General features: G+C 55.5%; 19 protein-coding genes and 1 pseudogene. 11 read left to right on the top strand and 9 right to left on the bottom strand.

What is annotated here, in order from left to right:
* Positions 1-62 precede the first annotated feature (62 nt).
* Both fecR and fecI read right to left on the bottom strand, forming a co-directional pair.
* Positions 63-1,016 carry a ferric citrate uptake sigma factor regulator FecR gene (fecR, locus tag ACLGE8_RS00960; protein WP_410995861.1) on the bottom strand — a complete coding sequence of 318 codons (954 nt, stop codon included), beginning with the start codon at positions 1,014-1,016 and terminating at the stop codon, positions 63-65.
* Positions 1,013-1,534, bottom strand: a complete 522-nt coding sequence (fecI, locus tag ACLGE8_RS00955; protein ID WP_410995860.1) for a ferric citrate uptake sigma factor FecI — start codon at positions 1,532-1,534, stop codon at positions 1,013-1,015. Before fecI ends, fecR begins: the two co-directional genes overlap by 4 nt.
* A 312-nt stretch (positions 1,535-1,846) precedes the next feature.
* On the opposite strand from fecI, the gene ACLGE8_RS00950 reads away from it, so the two are divergent.
* On the top strand, positions 1,847-2,611 hold the full coding sequence (locus ACLGE8_RS00950) for an AraC family transcriptional regulator (RefSeq protein ID WP_410995859.1): 765 nt from the start codon (positions 1,847-1,849) through the stop codon (positions 2,609-2,611).
* On the opposite strand, the gene leuA is transcribed toward ACLGE8_RS00950, so the two are convergent.
* The 4 genes and pseudogenes from leuA to ACLGE8_RS00930 form a co-directional block, all read right to left on the bottom strand.
* Positions 2,599-4,269 (bottom strand): 2-isopropylmalate synthase, encoded by a 1,671-nt coding sequence (leuA, locus tag ACLGE8_RS00945; RefSeq protein ID WP_410995858.1) that lies wholly within the window; start codon positions 4,267-4,269, stop codon positions 2,599-2,601. The two genes, ACLGE8_RS00950 and leuA, sit on opposite strands and share 13 nt — an antisense overlap.
* A gap of 130 nt (positions 4,270-4,399) precedes the next feature.
* A complete protein-coding gene (locus ACLGE8_RS00940) occupies positions 4,400-5,308 on the bottom strand; it encodes an alpha/beta fold hydrolase (protein WP_410995857.1) in 909 nt (302 codons plus the stop codon).
* A gap of 211 nt (positions 5,309-5,519) precedes the next feature.
* Positions 5,520-5,777, bottom strand: a pseudogene (locus ACLGE8_RS00935) (SymE family type I addiction module toxin); the annotation flags it as partial.
* A 436-nt stretch (positions 5,778-6,213) separates the two neighbouring features.
* Positions 6,214-6,543 carry a winged helix-turn-helix transcriptional regulator gene (locus tag ACLGE8_RS00930; RefSeq protein ID WP_410995855.1) on the bottom strand — a complete coding sequence of 110 codons (330 nt, stop codon included), beginning with the start codon at positions 6,541-6,543 and terminating at the stop codon, positions 6,214-6,216.
* 108 nt (positions 6,544-6,651) lie between these two features.
* On the opposite strand from ACLGE8_RS00930, the gene ACLGE8_RS00925 reads away from it, so the two are divergent.
* The 3 genes from ACLGE8_RS00925 to ACLGE8_RS00915 all read left to right on the top strand — a co-directional run bounded on the left by ACLGE8_RS00925 (position 6,652) and on the right by ACLGE8_RS00915 (position 8,927).
* Entirely contained in the window at positions 6,652-7,281 is a 630-nt protein-coding gene (locus ACLGE8_RS00925; RefSeq protein WP_410995854.1) for a glutathione binding-like protein, read from the top strand.
* A gap of 303 nt (positions 7,282-7,584) precedes the next feature.
* Positions 7,585-8,715 carry a DUF6883 domain-containing protein gene (locus ACLGE8_RS00920; RefSeq protein WP_410995853.1) on the top strand — a complete coding sequence of 377 codons (1,131 nt, stop codon included), beginning with the start codon at positions 7,585-7,587 and terminating at the stop codon, positions 8,713-8,715.
* Between the two features lie 8 nt (positions 8,716-8,723).
* Positions 8,724-8,927 carry a DUF4926 domain-containing protein gene (locus ACLGE8_RS00915; RefSeq protein WP_410995852.1) on the top strand — a complete coding sequence of 68 codons (204 nt, stop codon included), beginning with the start codon at positions 8,724-8,726 and terminating at the stop codon, positions 8,925-8,927.
* A 212-nt stretch (positions 8,928-9,139) separates the two neighbouring features.
* On the opposite strand, the gene ACLGE8_RS00910 is transcribed toward ACLGE8_RS00915, so the two are convergent.
* The 3 genes from ACLGE8_RS00910 to paaZ all read right to left on the bottom strand — a co-directional run bounded on the left by ACLGE8_RS00910 (position 9,140) and on the right by paaZ (position 14,308).
* Positions 9,140-9,511 (bottom strand): glyoxalase superfamily protein, encoded by a 372-nt coding sequence (locus ACLGE8_RS00910; protein WP_410995851.1) that lies wholly within the window; start codon positions 9,509-9,511, stop codon positions 9,140-9,142.
* Positions 9,512-9,763: 252 nt separating this feature from the next.
* Entirely contained in the window at positions 9,764-12,031 is a 2,268-nt protein-coding gene (tynA, locus tag ACLGE8_RS00905) for a primary-amine oxidase (protein ID WP_410995850.1), read from the bottom strand.
* A gap of 231 nt (positions 12,032-12,262) precedes the next feature.
* Entirely contained in the window at positions 12,263-14,308 is a 2,046-nt protein-coding gene (gene paaZ, locus ACLGE8_RS00900) for a phenylacetic acid degradation bifunctional protein PaaZ (RefSeq protein WP_410995848.1), read from the bottom strand.
* Between the two features lie 285 nt (positions 14,309-14,593).
* On the opposite strand from paaZ, the gene paaA reads away from it, so the two are divergent.
* From paaA to paaG, 7 genes are read left to right on the top strand one after another with little or no spacing between them, the layout of a single operon-like run.
* Positions 14,594-15,526 carry a 1,2-phenylacetyl-CoA epoxidase subunit PaaA gene (gene paaA / locus ACLGE8_RS00895; RefSeq protein ID WP_395594606.1) on the top strand — a complete coding sequence of 311 codons (933 nt, stop codon included), beginning with the start codon at positions 14,594-14,596 and terminating at the stop codon, positions 15,524-15,526.
* Positions 15,527-15,537: 11 nt separating this feature from the next.
* Positions 15,538-15,825: a 1,2-phenylacetyl-CoA epoxidase subunit PaaB gene (paaB, locus tag ACLGE8_RS00890; RefSeq protein ID WP_032943000.1), complete on the top strand. Its 288-nt coding sequence runs from the start codon at positions 15,538-15,540 to the stop codon at positions 15,823-15,825.
* Between the two features lie 7 nt (positions 15,826-15,832).
* Positions 15,833-16,588 carry a 1,2-phenylacetyl-CoA epoxidase subunit PaaC gene (paaC, locus tag ACLGE8_RS00885; RefSeq protein ID WP_410995847.1) on the top strand — a complete coding sequence of 252 codons (756 nt, stop codon included), beginning with the start codon at positions 15,833-15,835 and terminating at the stop codon, positions 16,586-16,588.
* Between the two features lie 12 nt (positions 16,589-16,600).
* Positions 16,601-17,101, top strand: a complete 501-nt coding sequence (gene paaD / locus ACLGE8_RS00880) for a 1,2-phenylacetyl-CoA epoxidase subunit PaaD (RefSeq protein WP_185666263.1) — start codon at positions 16,601-16,603, stop codon at positions 17,099-17,101.
* A gap of 7 nt (positions 17,102-17,108) precedes the next feature.
* Positions 17,109-18,179 carry a 1,2-phenylacetyl-CoA epoxidase subunit PaaE gene (gene paaE, locus ACLGE8_RS00875; protein ID WP_410995846.1) on the top strand — a complete coding sequence of 357 codons (1,071 nt, stop codon included), beginning with the start codon at positions 17,109-17,111 and terminating at the stop codon, positions 18,177-18,179.
* Positions 18,176-18,943 (top strand): 2,3-dehydroadipyl-CoA hydratase PaaF, encoded by a 768-nt coding sequence (paaF, locus tag ACLGE8_RS00870; protein ID WP_410995845.1) that lies wholly within the window; start codon positions 18,176-18,178, stop codon positions 18,941-18,943. Before paaE ends, paaF begins: the two co-directional genes overlap by 4 nt.
* Before the next feature lie 2 nt (positions 18,944-18,945).
* Complete coding sequence (gene paaG / locus ACLGE8_RS00865; RefSeq protein WP_185666266.1) at positions 18,946-19,734, top strand: 2-(1,2-epoxy-1,2-dihydrophenyl)acetyl-CoA isomerase PaaG; 789 nt, start codon at positions 18,946-18,948, stop codon at positions 19,732-19,734.
* Positions 19,735-19,737: the final 3 nt, after the last annotated feature.

Here is a 19,737-nt window from a genome sequence, read left to right as displayed (position 1 = left end):
GTGTTCAGCTATGAGTCGAATGAGAAGGGGAAAAAGGACAATCGAAATGAGAATTATTTTTCTTACAACGGTGTGATATTGACCCAGTATCGCGTAACTGACTGAATTTTAACTGGAAGAGTCTTAGCAATAATATCCAGAATGGCATCGGTATTTTTCAGCGGGAACGTCCCACTCAGGCGCAACCCGGCCACAGCCGGATCGCAGCGCAGTACGCCGTGGCGATAACGGCCGAGCGTGGCAATGACGCCACCCAGCGGTTTATCGCTAAAGCTCAGAACCCCCTGCGTCCAGGCGGCGCTTTCATCATCCGCAGAAGCGATGGCACCAAATTCAGACGCGCTAAACCGCAGGCTCTCGCCAGCGTTGACGATACGTTTTTCCTGAGGACGGTTTGCCAGTATGACTTCGACAGCGTGCTGTTGAACGGCAACTTGCGTGATGTTGTCCTGCTGGTAGACGGTAAATTCTGTCCCTAACGCGGTGAGTTGGCCCTGGCGGGTCACCACGCGGAAGGGTCTTTGTTGCGCGTCTTTCGCGGTGGTGATAGCAATTTCGCCGTACCAGAGGTGGATAGCTCGCTGATACGCATCAAAACGAACGTCCGCGGCGCTTTGCGTGTTGAGCGTCAGCTGCGAGCCATCGTCCAGCCGCTGGTGGCTGACCGCGCCCTTGGCGGTGCGGTAGTCCGCACGCAGACCTTCACCGGCTTCAGATTGCCAGAGCTGCCAGCCGCCGCCCACGCCGAGCAGCAATAGGAGCCCTTTCATGACATGACGACGGGTAAGGTGAGTATCGCGCAGCGCCCGGCTGGCGACATCGCCCGGTACATGGCTAAGCTGGCTGCGCAGGTTTTCAACCTGTTGCCAGGCCCACTGATGATCCTTGTCCTCTTCATACCATTGCTGCCAGCGCGCTTCCTGCTGTGGGCTGACGCGCTCGCCGCTCAATACGGCATACCAGTGTGACGCCGAGCGCAGTGCCTGGCGGCGAGAGTCGGTGATAGAGGCGCTCACAGGCCGTGCTCCAGACGAAACAGCAGACAATGTTCGATAGCCTTTGCCATATATTTTTTCACTGAACTGACAGACACACCGAGCTTTAGCGCTATTTCGCTGTACGTCAGGCCATCCAACTGCGAAAGCAAAAACGCTTCGCGTGTTTTTCCGCTCAGCCCGTCAAGCATGCTGTCGATGAGCTGCAGGGTTTCGAGCTGGCTCTCGCGTTCTTCAGGCGAAGGCGCGAGATTTTCCGGCATCAGCGCCAGCATCTCCAGATATGCTTTTTCCAGCGCGTTTCGGCGAAACAGATCGACCATCACCCGTTTGGCGATAGTGCACAGAAAGGAGCGCGGATCGCGGATCGTTGAGAGCGTGTCGCTGCCCATTACCCGTATAAACGTGTCCTGGGCAATGTCATCGGCGTCAAAGGCCGACTGGAGTTTGCGCGTCAGCCAGCCCTTCAGCCAACCGTGATGGGTGCCATAAAGCGACTCGAGCGTTAAGGAAGCAGTGGTAGTGGCGTGGTCAGACATGCGCAGTACATCAAAAGTTAATTATCACGCGGTCATATTAATATGAGAATGGTTATCATTACAATTAGAAATAAAATGGCACAACGTTGGAGATTTTAATGTGTTGTTTTTTATGAAAATGTGAAAAGGGGTTATGAATGGATATGGGGCGTATACCTCTTCTGACATGAAGCGAGCCACCTTATGACCAGAGAGCAACCTATTTTGACTCTCAGATCTACAACGTTCCATCGTACAGAGTCCGGCGGATGCCAATCTTCCTCACGCTACATTTTCTATGTTACTTTCATTTTTTTATTCAGAAATAAAGCGATGACAACGAGCCTCCAGTTCGACTTCTCTGCGCGCCCACTGGTTCCTTTTGCCCATGATTACCCCCATGGCGCGACGGAACCCTGGCATCGCCACGACTGTGCCCAGTTACTGCATACGCTGAGCGGTGTGGTAAGGGTAGAAACAGAGCAGGGATATTGGATTGTCCCGCCGAGTCGGGGCGTATGGTTGCCAGCAGGGACACATCATTGTCTGAAAATTACGGGGAACGTGGCAGCCAGAACGTTATTTATCGACCCTTTCGCCCGCGCTGACTTACCTTCAGTGTGTCAGGTTGTTCAGATTTCAGACTTACTGCGAGCGTTGATCATCAATTCGTTGTCATTACCCACGCATTACCATGCCGGCACGCGAGAAGAAAGGATCTACGAACTGATCCTTGATGAGATCCGCGTGATGAATGTGCTGCCGTTTAACCTTCCTGAACCGAAAACTCCCGCACTGCAGACGCTGTGTCAGCAGATTCAGAACGAACCCGGTAAGCCCTGGACCGCTGCCATGGCTGCGGCCCAGCTCAACATGAGTGAGAGAACGCTGTTACGGCACTTCCAGAAGCAAACGGGGCTTTCATTCAGCGAGTGGGTGCGGCGGGCAAAACTGATGATTGCGCTTAACTATCTTGCCCAGGGGCAATCGGTTTTGCGTGTGGCTCTGGAGCTTGGCTATGAGAGCCACAGCGCATTCAGTGCTATGTTCCGCCGTATTCTGGGCGCTTCCCCAAGTGATTACTTTCAGTCACGCTGAGCAAGGGGCAATGCATTAAGCAATGCCTGCAGTGACGCCCGCGCAACGTCGTTATTGATGCACACCCCCCAGTGGGTTTCGCCATCAGCACAGGTACAGCAGATATACGCCGCAGAACGACTTTCGTTATGCCTGCCAAGGGTATGCTCATGATAGTCTTCAATGGCTAAGGCGATGTTGCACCGCCATTTCAGCGCATCGGCAGCCGCAGAAAGTAACCCATTCCCTTTGCCATTTAACGAGATAACGCCTGCTGCGGTCTGAACGCGTGCCCGCAGCGACGTTCCACCCTCTTCAAGACTCTCACTCTGGTATTCCAGCAGCTGCCACTCGGGGGATGGATGGTGAATATAGAGCTTGCGGAACAACAACCAGATATCAGCCAGCGTCATCTCGCGACCATCGCTGTCGGTCTGCATCTGAACATGGCGACTAAAGTCCTGCTGCAGGCGGCGCGGTAATTTAAGACCGTGATTTTGTTCCAATATCCATGCTGCACCGCTTTTCCCCGACTGGCTATTCACGCGAATAACCGCTTCGTAGCTACAGCCAATATCGTTCGGGTCGACGGGAAGGTAGGGCATTTCCCAGCGCTCAGAAGCGGATTGCGCCCGAGCCGTAAACCCTTTTTTAATCGCGTCCTGATGTGAGCCGGAGAAGGCGGTGAAGGCGAGCTTGCCCGCATAAGGATGGCGGGGATGCACTGGCAATTGGTTACATTGTTCGACCTCTTCGACAACGTGCTTCATATCGCTAAAATCAAGCTGCGGGGAGATCCCCTGGCTGTAGAGGTTCATGGCCAGCGTGACCAGACAAACGTTCCCTGTGCGTTCACCGTTACCAAACAGACATCCCTCTACGCGGTCCGCGCCTGCAAGTATGGCCAGTTCCGCGCTCGCGATGCCGCAGCCGCGATCATTATGCGGGTGCACGCTGATACAGACGGCGTGGCGTCGTGAAAAATGGCGGCAAAAATACTCAATCTGATCGGCGTACACGTTCGGGGTATTCACCTCAACGGTCGCAGGCAGGTTAATGATCATTGGCCTTTCCGGGGAAGGCTCCCAGACATCGGCTACCGCTTCACATATTTGCAGAGCAAAATCAGGCTCGGTAAAACAGAAGGTTTCCGGGGAATATTCATAACGCCACCGGGTCTGCGGATTGGCCTCGCACAGAGCGCGAATGTTTTGTGTTGCGCTGACGGCCAACTGAATGATTTCGGCTTTGCTTTGGCGGAACACCAGTTCACGAAAAAGGGGGGCAGTGGCGTTGTACAGATGCACCGTTGCGTTAACGGCGCCATCCAGCGCCGCGAAGGTGCGTTCAATCAGGTCGCTACGCGCCTGCGTTAACACCTGAATCGTGACGTCTTTGGGTATCAGTTTGTCCTCAATCAGCTGGCGGACAAACTGGTAATCCGTCTCCGACGCGGCGGGAAAGGCCACTTCAATCTCCTTGAAACCACATTTGAGCAGCAGTTCCCAGAAGCGTAATTTTCGAACCGAGTCCATCGGTTCCGCCAGTGCCTGATTACCGTCACGCAGGTCGGTAGAAAGCCAGCGCGGGGCGTGCGTCAGCTGTTTATTCGGCCACTGGCGGTCAGGCAGAGCAATGGGGATATGAGGGGAATATTTTTGCGATGGTTCATGCAGCATGGTGTCTCTCCTTTGCGTTGGTCTCCCTTTATCCTGCTCAATCAGCATAGGGATTACCGACGCAAAGGTGACAACCTGTGTAGCAAAACCGCCACGCTGTGGATATCGCCCATTACCGTCTGGTTAATCTCTACCTGTGTGGCACCAAATCCCTACACCGCTTCAAATGCTGATGAATTTCATCACTGGCATCAAAAATAGAGTCCAGGTGTTTACTGTGCGCAATCATTCTGACGCGTAAATTCGGGTTACCGCATCCTTCGACAAACTCTGACATCTGGCCTGCATCAAATAGCTCATCTTTTTCGGCAATCAGAACCGTGACAGGGAGTGGCAATGCGGCAATTTGTTTTGCGGGCTGACGCGGTGTTAACGCATTTGCCATATTTACGCTGTAGCGCTGAACAAATTCAGGCCTTAATAACATCACCTCTTTGGGGAAATTAAGCGTCACGGCGAAACGGTTGCCACACAGTAATCCGCCACTGAGTGCATTGAGTATGAAAGGCCACTGGCTTACCGACGCGAAGGGAACCGACGTTCTGTTGTGAATATTGGCTGGCGCAAAAGGCCCCAATTCAGGGGCCAGTAAAATCAGGCTGTCACTTTTTTGCGATGGGGTGTAACGCGTAAAATAATTGATCAGCATTCCCCCTCCGCTGGAATGGCCCAGCAGATGAACTCTGGCCTGGGGGAATTTTTCGTGCACATGTTCAAGCACCGTATCAACATCCCGCCAGACCTGCCTCGGATGCACAACGCGCCCTTTATGACCCAACGATCGCCCATGTCCACGGATATCGATAAGGCCGGTACACACCGACCCACGATGGCTTATCTGGTGCGCAAGGATATCGTAACCCGCAGCTGAATTGACGCCGCCGCCGTGATAAACAAGCAGCACATCTTCGACTATGCTTTCCGGTTCAAAGCAGCGAATAGTTAATCCCGCTATTACATATTCAGCCACATTTTGAGGCGGTGGTAATAGCGCAATGAGTTGTTGATGGCGGTTGTTAAAGTTGATGAAATCAATCACGTCAAAATTTCCATGTGAGTAAAGGGAAGTGCCATCAGGCTCTTGTAGACCATTTTACGCAATCCGGGCGTCGCTCTGACCTACCAGAAACCGGTGAAATCATTAGCGTGACGGCTGATTGCAAAAGATAGGCCTGATAAGCGGAGCGCTATCAGGCATTTTTGTCCCATCCGCGAAATTCCCGGCGTCGCGCCGCTCGGCCGGGCAACGATTATCCCTGGAATTTGCCACCGGATTTACTGCGCTTGATTGCCGGAATATCGCCGGAATCATTCAACGCGCCTGGAAAGGTCTTCAGCCAGGCTTTCACTTTCCGCTGGTTGATATTCGCCACGCTCATGCCTTCAATGCAGCCCCATAGTTCGCGGGTATTCTGCGGGGTAATCACAATGCAATCTTTCATCACGCGGACTTTAACGGGCATGCCGTTGATAAATCCGGCCTGAGCGAGCCAATCTCCGCCAAGGTGAACGGCGCTGCCTTCCACGAAGGAGTAAAACTCGCAGTGGGTGAAATCGGGTACGGTAGTTGGGGTGAGGGGTGTTGCCATGGGGCAGCCTCCGATGAGTGATTTTTCTCTCTCATTGGCGGCTAAATCAGATGGGGTTAGAACAACCTACTCATCGATATCGGTGCATCTTTCGACGCCACGCTGGCCCACCATTGAGATGGTGACTGTGCGAACGACATGCGCACGTTTCTCCGATGAAGTTAGGTCAGGAGGCTAATCCCGGCACCTGATTTTGCAGGTACCGGCATAGGGTACAGCGGTTAGTGGGGGTGGGCAATAGTGGGGGTTGGAAGGGGGATCGCAGAAATGGAAATAGGTGATGGTGCCGTAGGGGGATTGGGGGTAACGACGGTTTCTGTGAATGACCGCTATGAGCGAAAAGCGGACCTTACTATCACGTTTGCGAATCCTTTTTGTCTTTCAACCACTTCCCGAAATTCCACATAACCTCGCAAACAGGTATCAGTTGCTTCCCTTCTACAGTTAATGCGTATTCAACGGTCACAGGAACGGTAGGGAAAACGGATCGGCTTATGAGATTAGCTTCTTCTAACGCCCGCAGATCAAGCGTCAACATTCGTTGAGAAATGCCGGGGATTTCCCGTCGTAGTTGGTTGAATCTTTTTGGCCCACTTAAAAGGAAATGAACAATGAGCAGGCGCCAGCGGCCACCCAGCATACGCATAGCTTCTTCGATGGGGCAAGTAGTGATGCTTTCTTTCATAGTTTACTAAGTATAAAAAATTTACCTATATAACAATATAGTGCCTTCTTTAAAAAAAATACTAAAGATTTTATGGTGTGTTTGATACTACAAAAGAGGGTCTTACACATGAAATTATTTTACAGCCCGGGCGCTTGCTCATTATCACCACATATTGTCGCTAACGAACTGGAGCTTTCTCTTGAGTACGTCAGAGTGGATTTGAAGAAACATAAATATAATGGTGTGGATGACTTTTACGCTGTTAATCCAAATGGTTACGTACCGCTACTCGAACTGGATGATGGTAACCGTCTTACAGAAGGGCCTGCGATTGTTCAATTTCTTGCCGACATGAAGCCTGAATCTGGTCTGGTACCCGCTAATGGTTCGCTGGCAAGGGCTCAGCTGCAGCAAAGCCTTAATTTTCTCACAAGTGAAATTCATCAGGGTTTCCACGCTGTATTTTATGCCGGCATATCAGGCAGGTATGGTGAAGCATCTAAGCAAAAACTGACTCGGCGCTATGCGTGGCTCGATCAGTTGCTCGGTTCTAGGCCCTTCGTTCAGAGCGAAAATTTTACGGTGGCAGACGCCTACCTTTTTGCCCTGACCGGATGGGCTAAAGCATCATGGATCACGACTTATATCGACTCAGGTTTTTCAGTCGAGGACTTTGCTCATATACAGGCATGGTATGAACGTATTAGGGCACGCCCTGCTGTTCAAAAATCCTTAGCAGAAGAAGGTCTTGGCTAATACCTCTAACCTGAATGATTTATCAGACCGACTTGCCTGAGGTAAACCCCAATTCAATGAAGGTTTACCTTTTCAGTTAAGACATAAAGAAAGCACAGCAACGTCCGCTCCTGGCACGGAGCGACCATTGGCAAGGTCCTACTCACATCGTGGCGGTTTGATCCGCAATAGCGCGCTAGGGAGACGGCGATTCTTCCCGCCAGCAAACTCAAAATAGCTCAACCACAAAAACCAATCCGTTTGATTCTTCGCCAACTTAACGAGAGAATCCATATCAAACATATGGAATAAGGAAGAAACGGAATGTTCACTCTTTATATGAGGTGGGACGCCGAGCGAGAACTGGCTCCATGTGATATTCAGTTCATTTTGTCGCCGCACGATGCGCTTGATATGGCGTGCATCTTTTACGAACTGGATTACCTGGAATATGACCAGCGCAGCCGCATTCTGCCTCACAGTGTCCCGAAGAGACGGGAAGGTGTTTACCACCGATTCACAACGCAACCCTACAAACGCAAGCGTCTTACTGAATACGACGGACTCTACGATGACGTGAAATGGAATCTGGAGCACGGCTGGATGGTCGGCGTAGACACTCAGGAAAAATGGGAGCACTTTCGTAACCCGTTTTATTTCGATGACGACAGTAATCTGGTCTACGACTGTTTCATGGACACCTACAGCGAAACTTTTCAGCACGAAGTTCGCAGGATTTACGCGTACAGCCTGAACGAACATCAGGGCAGAAAGCCCTCGCCAACCGTTAAACAGCACTATTCTGATGCCGCTATACCGAATGTTCAGGCAGGTAAAACTATCAATAGTAAAGCAGCCGGGAGACTTCTGGCGGCAGGTGGCATCTACAACGGTAACATTGAGGGATTCAACCAGGCCGCACAGCAACTCGGTGGCGATGTGCTAGCTGGCTATGACCAGGTCATGGACAACAAGGGGTTATTGATTACCGCAGCGTCTGTCGCCGCCGGGCTGGCGATGGGAAGAATTAACGTAGCTGGAGAATTAGAAGAATTATCGACATTCAGCAAAATCCCCATGTTTGAATCGCCAGCTTTAAGGGGATTTATCTCTGAGTCAGGAACATTACTAAATGCCGAACATGCTGTTGTCGATTACAGAAAGCTATCTACTTACTCTTTAAACCCTACTCATCCAACTGGAGGGCATAAAGCGAGGGTGTTCCAGTCAGCGCTGGGTTATAGCCCAACGAATGCTGACGTTTTAGGTCTACGAGTTCAGGAGGGGGTATTGTCGGCACCAGCGAAGATGCTAGACCCAATTAATTTTGGGCAAAAAATGGCTGTAGACATACCCATTTTGGGGGTAAATGGCGAAACAGCGATAGTTCGAACGGGCTGGATCTATGAAACAGATTCGTTAGTACCAAGGCTAACCACTATTTTTGTGAAATGAGAGTGCTAATGATGAAACGAGCCGAATTTGATGTCGTAATTTTAGCTGAGGATTTGCCTGAGGAAGGCTTAGCAAAAGGGATGATCGGGACGATAGTCGTGGTATTTGAAAACCCTACACTTGCTTATCTCGTTGAGTTCTGTGATGAAGAAGGCCGAACAATTGCTCTGCCTGATCTTTTGCCTGAGCAAGTAGCGGATTACAGCTTCTAAAACGATGCAAATCAAATTAAGCAGAAACGTGGAATGCCTGCCTCTGGAACAGGGCTGCTATTGCAGCCCTGAAAACTTAGGCTTCATGCCCTGGCAACGGACGGTGTGCTTTCCTGTTTCTTATGGTCCAACAGAAGTTGAATAACCCGGTGATTTTTTGGATTTCTTGTAAGTAGCGGGCGTCGCTTCGCTCAGCCGAGCTACCTACACCGCTATTCCCCAATAATCTGCCCAACATCAACCCGGTTCCCATCCGGGTCGGCGAACACAAAGGCGCGAATACCGTAATCTTTATCCTGAATCCCTTTGACGATCCTGGCCCCTAACGCCTGACAACGGTTGAATAGGGCGTTAGCGTCATCAACAAGCAGGTGCGCGATAGGAAAGGCCGCCGCTTTATGCTGTGGCTGGAGCGTCAAATGCAGCTCCGCCGCTTCGCGCTTCAATATCACAAATCCCACCGGATCGCCGTTTTCAAAAACGACTTCAAAATTGAGTCCATCAACGTAGAACGCTTTGGCAAGCTGGATATCTTTAACGGGGAGCACGGCCGCGATACGGCCAAATCTGACATGCTGCTGCATGACTAACCTCGTGGGTATAAGCAATGGGTCCATAGCGTAGGGCGGTGCCGTTGCTATGCGGCTGGGCGGTGCCAGATTGAGAATGACGATAGCGTATTTTAGAACGGTGGGAAAACAAAAGTTTAATGGTTTGACGTTGGGGGCGGTCCCGGTGGCGCTGCGCTTGGCCGGGCTACGAGCCGAATGTAATACGGACTCCGTTCAGAGCACAAAAAAACGGCCTCATCGCTGAGGCCGTCTTAGCATTACAACTTACTTCTTCTTCTCGCCCAGCGTCGGCGTCTCGTCAAAGAAGTTCCACGGTTTCAGCAGCGCGTGGGCCCACTCTGTTGGCATAATCGGCCACTCTTCGGCGCGTGCCACGTGGGTGGTGCCGGTGGTGATCCACACCACGTCATCGTGGTTGGTCAGCGACTCGTCATCCTTCGCGTACTGGCCGAGTCCGGTATCGTGAATGGAGCGGTTCGGGTATTTCCCTTCCGGGTAGCGCTCTTCCTGATGATAACGGGTCACCCACAGCTGTTTATCCATAAAGCTCAGGCGGTGATAGATCCACTCGTCCGGGGCGAACTTCGCGCCGGTTGCCGCCGGGTGCGTGCCGCCTGCGTAAGGGATAATCTGATAGGAGACCGGGTTACCCATACGGTTTTCTTTGGTAGTGTTGCTCAGCAGGCGAATCGTACCTGGGTCGAATTTCTGCGCCGCTTTCTGCTCGTTGTCGATGGTGTATTGGTTCACCTGCATGGTACTGGTACGCGGGCCGCCCGCGGTGTTCGGCTTCACTTCCGGGTCCATCGCCACCAGGCTGTTATTTTCGCCGTCCACGTCGAGGTCGAGGCGGAAGTTGTAAATATGCTGGTGGGTGGTGCCAACGATATTATGGTCGATCAGCGTGCCGTAACGGGTATCGTCTTTGGCGCTTGGGTCGTGCATGGTCTTCGCCTTCACGCCCTTAACCGCTTCAATACCGGTCGCCCCGGCATCAATGCCGATGGTGCCGTTTTCGTGGAATACCCAGTCGAAGATGTAGTCGTAGTTACCCACGGTGCTGATCCAACGGACCACCAGTTCACGGCGCTCGGTGCTGACGTTCGGCTGGCCCATCTCCTGGTGCTTATATTCCGGCCCAGCGTAGCGTTCGAATACCGCCACGGCGCGAGGAATGGTGGTTGGCGTGCCGGTATAGTCGGCGATGGTCTCATCCAGCAGCACGGCGTTGTTCGGCGCATCTTTGCCGCGCGCGATTGGCGAGGTCAGGGTACCCATGCCGTAGTCGCCGGAATCGAGATACGCTTTGAAGTACCAGCCCACGTCCGGGTCACCGTAAGGCACGATCATCCCACCCAGCGAGCCTTCATACATCACCTGGCGCTTGGTGCCGTTGTCGTTATAGGTCACGGTGGAGAGAATCGGCCCCACGCGAGAGTTCAGGCGCAGGTGGAAGTCCCAGTTCTGCCAGTGGATCATATCGCCGGTGATGGTGTAGTTTTTGCCTTCCGGCTCGATGATATCCAGCGGTTTCACCGATTTAGCCACGCGATCGCGGCCATCAAACGGACGGGCTTCCATTGGTACCGGGATCACCGGGCCTTCTTCAATCTTGATGATTTTCTTCTGCTCAAGGTCAACCACCGCCACCAGGTTTTCGATCGGGTGCGCCCAGTAGTTGCCGTCGCCGGTATCCAGATAGCTCACCACTTTCAGCAGGCGCGCGTCCTGCTTCAGGCCGTCTTTACCGTCGAAGTAGCCGACGGTCAGCGGGGTGGTGACCACTTTGGTGGTGTCTTTAATGCCGTGTTTTTTCAGCACGTCAGCAAATTCGGTGCTGGCGTTGATGATGTTCTGCACGCTGACGAAGTCGTCAATCAGCACCATGCCGTGTGCGTCTTTAATCGGTTTCCAGGAGAGGACTTTTTTATTCTGCAGGTCAACCACGGCTTCAATCACGTGTTTGCCATCCAGCATCACCACGTCGGCGGTGCGCGGGGCGTTAACCGGAGTGCCTTTTAAGGCGAATGCCCACACGGCCTGTTTGTCCGGCTCGTGCAGGGAAATTTCAGTAAAGCGGGTATTCGGTTGGAACTCTGGTGCCGCTTTCACAATGGTGACGGCTTCGCTGATTTCAGCAGAAGAGAGCGAGTTCAGCGGGTGCGGCACTTTCTCGACCTGGAAGGTTTGGTCGAGACCAGACTGGAAAACGTCGTTGATAAAGGTATCGGAAACCCACGCTTTACCGTCTTTCATCACCACCGGCACCTGAAGGGTCAGGGTTTTGCCGTTGACGATGGCGGTTTTGGCGCCCGGTTTTACCTTCACGAACGCGCCGTCTTTAATCAGGGTGTACATCTGTGCGTAGTCATCCCACTGAACGTCCGCGCCGAAATCCTGCAGGGTTTTGTCCATCGGAACCATATGCGCTTCGCCGCCGTGGGCGAATGCTGGGGTTTGCCAGGCGCAGAACAGGGCGACGGCCAGCGCCAGCGCTGTTTTACGGTTTGAACGAATCGAGCCTTTTGACATTGTGACCTCATTTTATCGTTATGTTGTGCCTTGCCGCTGCTACTTCGGCTTCAGTCTCTTAAGCTAACAGCGGAACGTCACGAAGCGTTTGCTTGCGCTTGCCAGGTTGTTTGTCAGTTTTGCCAGTTACAAAAAATGCCTCCGCAGAGGCATAAATATTTGTGTCGCCGGATAGCAGCGTGAACGTGTAGGCCTGATAAGCGAAGCGCCATCAGGCAATCACGCCACAGCTTACGCCGGGAAATCCCCGTGCTGGCGCGCAACCAGCGTCAGAATCGAGTACAGCGCTACCGCCTGCTGATGCTGATTGAAAATCTCGACCGACCATTCCACCACGCCGGTGGCTTTCTCTTCGGCGTTGCGCTGGCGCTTGACCGTTTTACGCTTGCAGGTCAGGCGCACCTGGATGGTGTCGCCCGGCTTAACCGGCTCAATAAAGCGCAGGTTTTCCATACCGTAGTTGGCGATCACCGGGCCGACGCCCGCATCAACAAACAGACCGGCTGCCGCGGAAATCAGGAAGTAGCCGTGCACCACGCGCTCGCCGAAAATGGAATCGGCTGCCGCAATCTTGTCCATATGGGCATAGAAGTGGTCGCCGCTGAGACAGGCGAAGTTCACGATGTCCGCTTCGGTCAGGGTACGGCGTGGGGTCAGCAGGCTATCGCCCGGCTGGATCTCTTCGAAGTACTTACGGAACGGGTGAATACGGTCTTCCACCACCTGTGCGCCGCGCACCCATTGCTGGCTTACCGCCGCCAGCATGGTTGGACTACCCTGAATAGCGGTGCGCTGCATATAGTGTTTCACCGCGCGCAGGCCGCCCAGCTCTTCACCGCCGCCCGCACGTCCCGGGCCGCCGTGTACCAGCTGCGGCAGCGGGGAGCCGTGGCCGGTGGACTCCGCAGATGACTCTTCGTTCAGCACCTGAATACGCCCGTGAGCGCGGGCTGCGCCGAGGATAAACTCGCGCGCCAGTTCGCCGCTCGCCGTTACCAGCGTGCCTGCCAGGCTGCCTTCGCCTGCGCGGGCCAGCGTCATCGCGTGTTCGCTATTCTGATACGGCATCAGGGTGGCAACCGGGCCAAAGGCTTCAATCGCATGCACCGCCGAAACCTCATCCGGCTGCGCGCAGAATAGCAGCGTTGGCGGGAAGAAGGCCCCGGCCGCGCTGAGATCCGCTTTGCCGCCCAGCAGCACCTCGCATCCCGCTTCAACCAGACGGTTAACGTTATTCTGCACGTCCTGACGCTGATCGCTATTGACCAGCGAACCCATCTTCACGCCTTCCTGCGCCGGGTCGCCGACCACCACTTTTTGCAGACGAGCAATCAGCGCGTCGCTCACCGCTTTTACCTGCGCCTGCGGCACGATAATGCGGCGGATGGCGGTACATTTCTGCCCGGCCTTGGTGGTCATCTCACGGACGACTTCACGGATAAACAGCGCAAATTCCGGCTGCTCTGGGGTGACATCGTCGCCCAGCACGCAGCAGTTCAGCGAGTCCGCTTCCATGGTGAAGGGGACAGACTTCGCCACCAGATTTGGATGCACGCGCAGCTGCTGCCCGGTATGCGCCGAGCCGGTAAAGGTCACCACGTCCTGGCAGTCGAGGTGGTCGAGCAGGTCGCCCGCACCGCCGCAGATAAGGCTAATCGCGCCGTTCGGCACCAGGCCGCTGTCGATAATCGCTTTCACCATCGCCTGAGTCAGTTGGGCGGTAGCGGTCGCCGGTTTGATGATCGCCGGCATCCCGGCAAGCCAGGTCGGTGCCAGCTTCTCTAACATACCCCAGCAAGGGAAGTTAAAGGCGTTGATGTGAACCGCAACGCCGGACTTTGACGTCAGCACGTGGCGAGCGGCAAAGCCACCCTGCCTGGACAGCGGGATCAGCTCATCTTCCGGCCACAGCACGTCGTCCGGCAGCTCGCGGCCACCGAGGCTGGCGTAGGTGAAGAGGGTGCCGATACCGCCCTCGATATCTACCCAGCTATCGCCGCGCGTGGCGCCGGTCTCAGCGGAGATGGCGTAGAAATCGGCCTTCAGCTCCATCAGATGTTTAGCGACCGCTTTCAGCATCGCGCTGCGTTCAATAAAGGTCATCGCCTGAAGCGCTTTGCCGCCGTGCTCAATAGCGAAGCGACGCGCCTGCGCCATATCCAACCCTTCGCTTGTCACATCCCACAGCGGTTCGCCGCTGATGGCGTGGTGAATGGTGCGGGCACGGCCCCGGCCGGTTTGCCAGGTGCCGGACAAATAGCTGGCTAACTGCTGCATGGTGTTTCTCCAGATATGTTACGTAATCTCGCTATTAATAGTTCTTTTACGAATCATTAAATGCAAGCTTGATTTTAATAATTTGTTAACAATGCGATCAAAGACACTTTACGTGTATTGATTATGATTCGGTTTCATTGGGATAAATCAACGGGTATTGCGGTGCGCATCACAAAATGCACAAACAAAATTTGTGGTTTTATTTAACTAAGATGTAACTTTTATAAAACAACATGATTCACAAAAATTGATTTGTTGAATTTATCGGAATCATAAGGTAATGACGTGACAACAGAAGAACAACGCTTTGACCAGCGCATCGCGCAGGATACCGCCATCGAACCGCAGGACTGGATGCCGGACGCGTACCGCAAGACGCTGATCCGCCAGATTGGCCAGCATGCGCACTCGGAAATCGTCGGCATGCTGCCGGAAGGTAACTGGATCACCCGCGCCCCAACGCTTCGCCGCAAAGCGATTCTGCTGGCGAAGGTGCAGGATGAAGCCGGCCATGGCCTCTACCTCTATAGCGCGGCGGAAACCCTCGGCTGCGCCCGTGAGGACATCTACCAGAAGATGCTCGACGGGCAGATGAAGTACTCCTCCATCTTTAACTACCCGACGCTCACCTGGGCGGATATCGGCGTGATCGGCTGGCTGGTCGACGGCGCGGCGATCGTCAACCAGGTGGCGCTGTGCCGTACCTCCTACGGCCCGTATGCCCGGGCGATGGTCAAAATCTGCAAAGAAGAGAGCTTTCACCAGCGTCAGGGCTTTGAAGCCTGTATGGCGCTGGCGGCGGGGAGTGAAGAGCAGCGTCAGATGTTGCAGGACGCTATCAACCGCTTTTGGTGGCCGGCATTAATGATGTTCGGGCCGAGCGATGACAACTCACCAAACAGCGCCCGCAGCATGGCGTGGAAAATCAAACTGCATTCCAACGATGAACTGCGTCAGCGCTTCGTCGACAACACCGTCCCGCAGGTCGACATCCTCGGCATGAAAGTGCCGGATGCCGACCTCTATCTGGACGAGGCCACCGGTCACTATCGCTACGGCGAAATCGACTGGCAGGAACTCAATGAAGTCATCAACGGGCGTGGCATTTGCAACCACGAACGTCTGGGCGCCAAGCGCAAAGCCTGGGAAGAGGGAGCATGGGTGCGCGAAGCCGCGCTGGCTCATGCCGAAAAACAACGCGCTCGCGATGCCGCCTGAGGAGAAAAAGAATGAGCAAAACATACTGGCCGTTATACGAAGTGTTTGTCCGCAGCAAACAGGGTCTGTCGCACCGCCACGTAGGCAGCCTGCACGCCGCCGATGATCAGATGGCGCTGGAAAATGCCCGTGATGCTTACACCCGCCGCAGCGAAGGCTGCTCTATCTGGGTAGTGAAGGCGAGCGAAATCGTCGCCTCACAGCCGGAAGAGCGCGGTGAGTTTTTCGACCCGGCCGAGAGCAAGGTCTACCGTCATCCGACCTTCTACACCGTGCCAGACGGCATGGAACATATGTGAGGCAACGATGAACACGCAAAACCCCGTTGCAACCTATGCACTGCGTCTTGGCGATAACGGCCTGGTGCTGGCCCAGCGTTTAGGCGCCTGGTGCGGCCACGCGCCGGAGCTGGAAATTGACCTGGCGCTGGCCAATATCGGCCTCGACCTGCTGGGTCAGGCGCGCAACTTCCTGAGCTACGCCGCCGAACTGAACGGCAGCGGCGACGAAGACACGCTGGCCTTTGGCCGCGACGAACGCCAGTTCAGCAATGTGCTGCTGGTCGAACAGCCGAACGGCAACTTTGCCGACACCATCGCCCGCCAGTTCTTTATGGATGCCTGGCACGTGGCCCTGTTCAGCCGCCTGGTTAACAGCCGCGACGCGCAGATTGCTGCCATCGCCGCCAAAGGGCTGAAAGAGGTGCGCTATCACCTGCGCTTTAGCCGCGGTTGGCTGGAGCGTCTGGGTAACGGCACCGACTATTCCACACAGCTGATGCAGCAGGCGGTCAACAACCTGTGGCGCTTCACCGGCGAGCTGTTTATGGCCGACGAGCTGGATATCAGCCTGAGCGAGCAGGGCATCGCCGTTGACCCGCGCGAATTAGAAACCGAATGGCAGACCACGGTGCACACCGCGCTGCTCGACGCCGGTTTGCCGATCCCTGAAGAAGCGGCGTTCCGTCGCGGCGGTAAGCAGGGGCTGCACAGCGAACATCTCGGGCCGATGCTGGCAGAGATGCAGTATTTACAGCGGTCGTATCCCGGCCAGCAGTGGTAGCAGGAGGTGGCTATGCAACGTCTCGCCGCAATCGCGCCCCCGGAGGTTCGTACCGTCTGGGGATTGTTAAGCGCCATTCCAGACCCGGAAGTGCCGGTGCTGACCATTACCGACCTCGGCATGGTGCGCCGCGTTGAGCGTCACGGTGACGGCTGGGTGATTGGCTTTACGCCGACCTACTCGGGTTGCCCGGCCACCGAACATCTGCTGGGTGAAATTCGCACGGTGATGGCGGAGCACGGCTATACGCCAGTGCATATCGTGCTGCAGCTCGACCCGCCGTGGACCACCGACTGGATGAGCCCGGATGCCCGCGAGCGTCTGCGCCAGTACGGTATCAGCCCGCCGCAGGCCCACGCCTGCCACGCCGACGAGATGCCGAAGGATGTGGTCTGCCCGCGCTGCGGCAGCACCCACACGTCGCTGATCAGTGAATTCGGTTCCACGGCCTGTAAAGCGCTGTACCGCTGCGATAGCTGCCGTGAACCCTTTGATTACTTTAAATGTATTTGAGGCTGCGATGACAACATTTCATTCGCTTACCGTGGCAAAGGTCGAACCGGAAACCCGTGATTCGGTCACCATCACCTTTGCCATTCCCGACGCGCTGCGTAGCGTTTACGCCTTCCGTCCGGGCCAGCACCTGACGCTGAAAACCCGCCTCGGCGGGGAAGAGTTACGCCGCTGCTACTCCATTTGCCGCAGCCACTCGCCGTCTGAAATCAGCGTGGCAGTCAAGGCCATCGACGGCGGCCGTTTCTCTCGCTATGCCCAGAGCGATATTCAGCAGGGCATGGAGTTTGAGGTGATGGTGCCGCAGGGCCACTTTGGCTACCAGCCGCAGGCCGAGCGTAAAGCCGAATATCTGGCGATTGCCGCCGGTTCTGGCATCACGCCGATGATGGCGATTATTGAAGCCACGCTCGCCACCGAACCGGCCAGCCAGTTCACCCTGATTTACGGCAACCGCAGCAGCCACAGCATGATGTTCCGCCAGGCGCTGGCCGACCTGAAAGACCGCTACCCGCAGCGTTTGCAGGTGGTGCATCTGTTCAGCCAGGAGTCGATGGACAGCGACCTGCTGCAAGGGCGCATTGACGGTGAAAAGCTGCATGCGCTGGGCAAAACGCTGCTCGATTTCAGTCGCTTTGACGATGCCTTTATCTGCGGCCCGTCGGCGATGATGGACGAAGCCGAAGTGGCGCTGCGCGAACTGGGCGTGCCGGAAAAATCCATTCACCTCGAACGCTTCAACACGCCGGGTACCAGCGTGAAACGCGCCACCGGCGTGCAGGCAGAAGGCCGCACGGTCACCATTCGCCAGGACGGCCGCGATCGCCTGATTGCGCTGAACGCCGAAGATGACAGCATTCTCGACGCCGCGCTGCGTCAGGGCGCTGACCTGCCGTTCGCCTGCAAAGGCGGTGTGTGCGCGACCTGCAAATGCAAGGTGGTGAGCGGTGAAGTGGCGATGGCGGCCAACTACAGCCTTGAAGCCGATGAAGTGGCGGCAGGTTACGTTCTGAGCTGCCAGGCGCTGCCAACCAGCGGCGACGTGGTGGTCGACTTTGACGCGCGGGGGATGGCATGAGCGAACTGCTGATTACCCGTCACGACCGCGTGCTGCAACTGACCCTGAACCGCCCGCAGGCGCGTAATGCCTTAAACAACGCACTGCTATTGCTGCTTGCCGAGGTGCTGGAAAGTGCGGCAGCGGACGCCAGCATCAGCGTGTGTGTGATTAGCGGCAACCCGCGTTATTTCGCAGCCGGTGCCGACCTTAACGAGATGGCGGAAAAAGACTTGCCCGCCACCTTTGACGATATTCGTCCGCGTCTGTGGGCGCGCATCGATGCTTTCAACAAGCCGCTGATAGCGGTGGTGAACGGTTACGCGCTGGGCGCGGGCTGCGAACTGGCGCTGCTGTGCGACCTGGTGATTGCTGGCGATAACGCCCGCTTTGGCCTGCCGGAAATTACCCTCGGCACCATGCCGGGTGCGGGCGGTACGCAGCGCCTTATTCGCAGCGTCGGTAAAGCGCTGGCCAGCCGTATGGTGCTGAGCGGCGAAAGCATTGATGCCGAACGCGCGCAGCAGGCCGGGCTGGTGAGCGACATTCACCCGGCTAACCTCTCCGATGAATACGCGCTGAAGCTGGCGGCGACTATCGCCAGCCGCTCACCGCTGGCGCTGCGGGCGGCAAAACAGTCGCTGCGTCTGGCGCATGAGGTGGGGTTGCAGGCCGGTCTGGTGCAGGAACGTCAGCTGTTTACGCTGCTGAGCGGCACCGAAGATCGTCGTGAAGGCGTGAGCGCCTTTTTAGAAAAACGCACACCAGAATTCAAAGGACGCTAATCGTGGACGCATTCATTCTCAGCGAAGTGGAACAGGGCGTGATGACCATCACCCTGAACCGCCCGGACCGACTCAATAGCTTTAACGATGTCATGCACCAGCAGCTTGCAGACTGCCTGAAGCAGGCCGAACGCGATGACACCATTCGCTGCCTGCTGATCACCGGGGCCGGACGCGGTTTTTGCGCCGGACAGGATCTGAACGACCGTAACGTTGACCCAAGCGGCCCCGCGCCGGATCTGGGCATGTCGGTGGAGCGTTTCTACAACCCCCTGGTGCGCCGCTTAGCCGCGCTGCCGAAGCCGGTTATCTGCGCCGTTAACGGCGTTGCCGCGGGAGCCGGTGCCACGCTGGCGATGGGCTGCGACATCGTGATTGCCGCACGATCGGCGAAGTTTGTCATGGCCTTCAGCAAGCTCGGCCTGGTGCCAGACTGCGGCGGAAGCTGGGTGCTGCCGCGCGTTGCCGGTCGTGCTCGCGCCGTTGGCCTGCTGATGCTCGGTGATAACCTCAGCGCCGAACAGGCTGCGCAGTGGGGCATGATCTGGCAGGTAGTTGACGATGCCGAGTTGAAAGATACCGCGCTAACCATGGCTCGCCATTTCGCCACCCAGCCGACCTACGGTCTGGGGCTGATTAAGAAAGCCTTACAGCTTTCCGAAACTAACTCGCTGGATGAGCAGCTTGAGCTTGAGCGCGACTACCAGCGCATGGCCGGGCGCAGCGACGACTATCGCGAAGGCGTCAGCGCCTTCCTCGCCAAACGTCCACCACAGTTCAGCGGGAAATAAGCC

The organism is Kluyvera sp. 142486, from assembly GCF_046569695.1.
Lineage (GTDB): Bacteria > Pseudomonadota > Gammaproteobacteria > Enterobacterales > Enterobacteriaceae > Kluyvera.
Note: the sequence above shows the minus strand (reverse complement) of the source record. Positions and strands in the feature narration are given on the sequence as shown.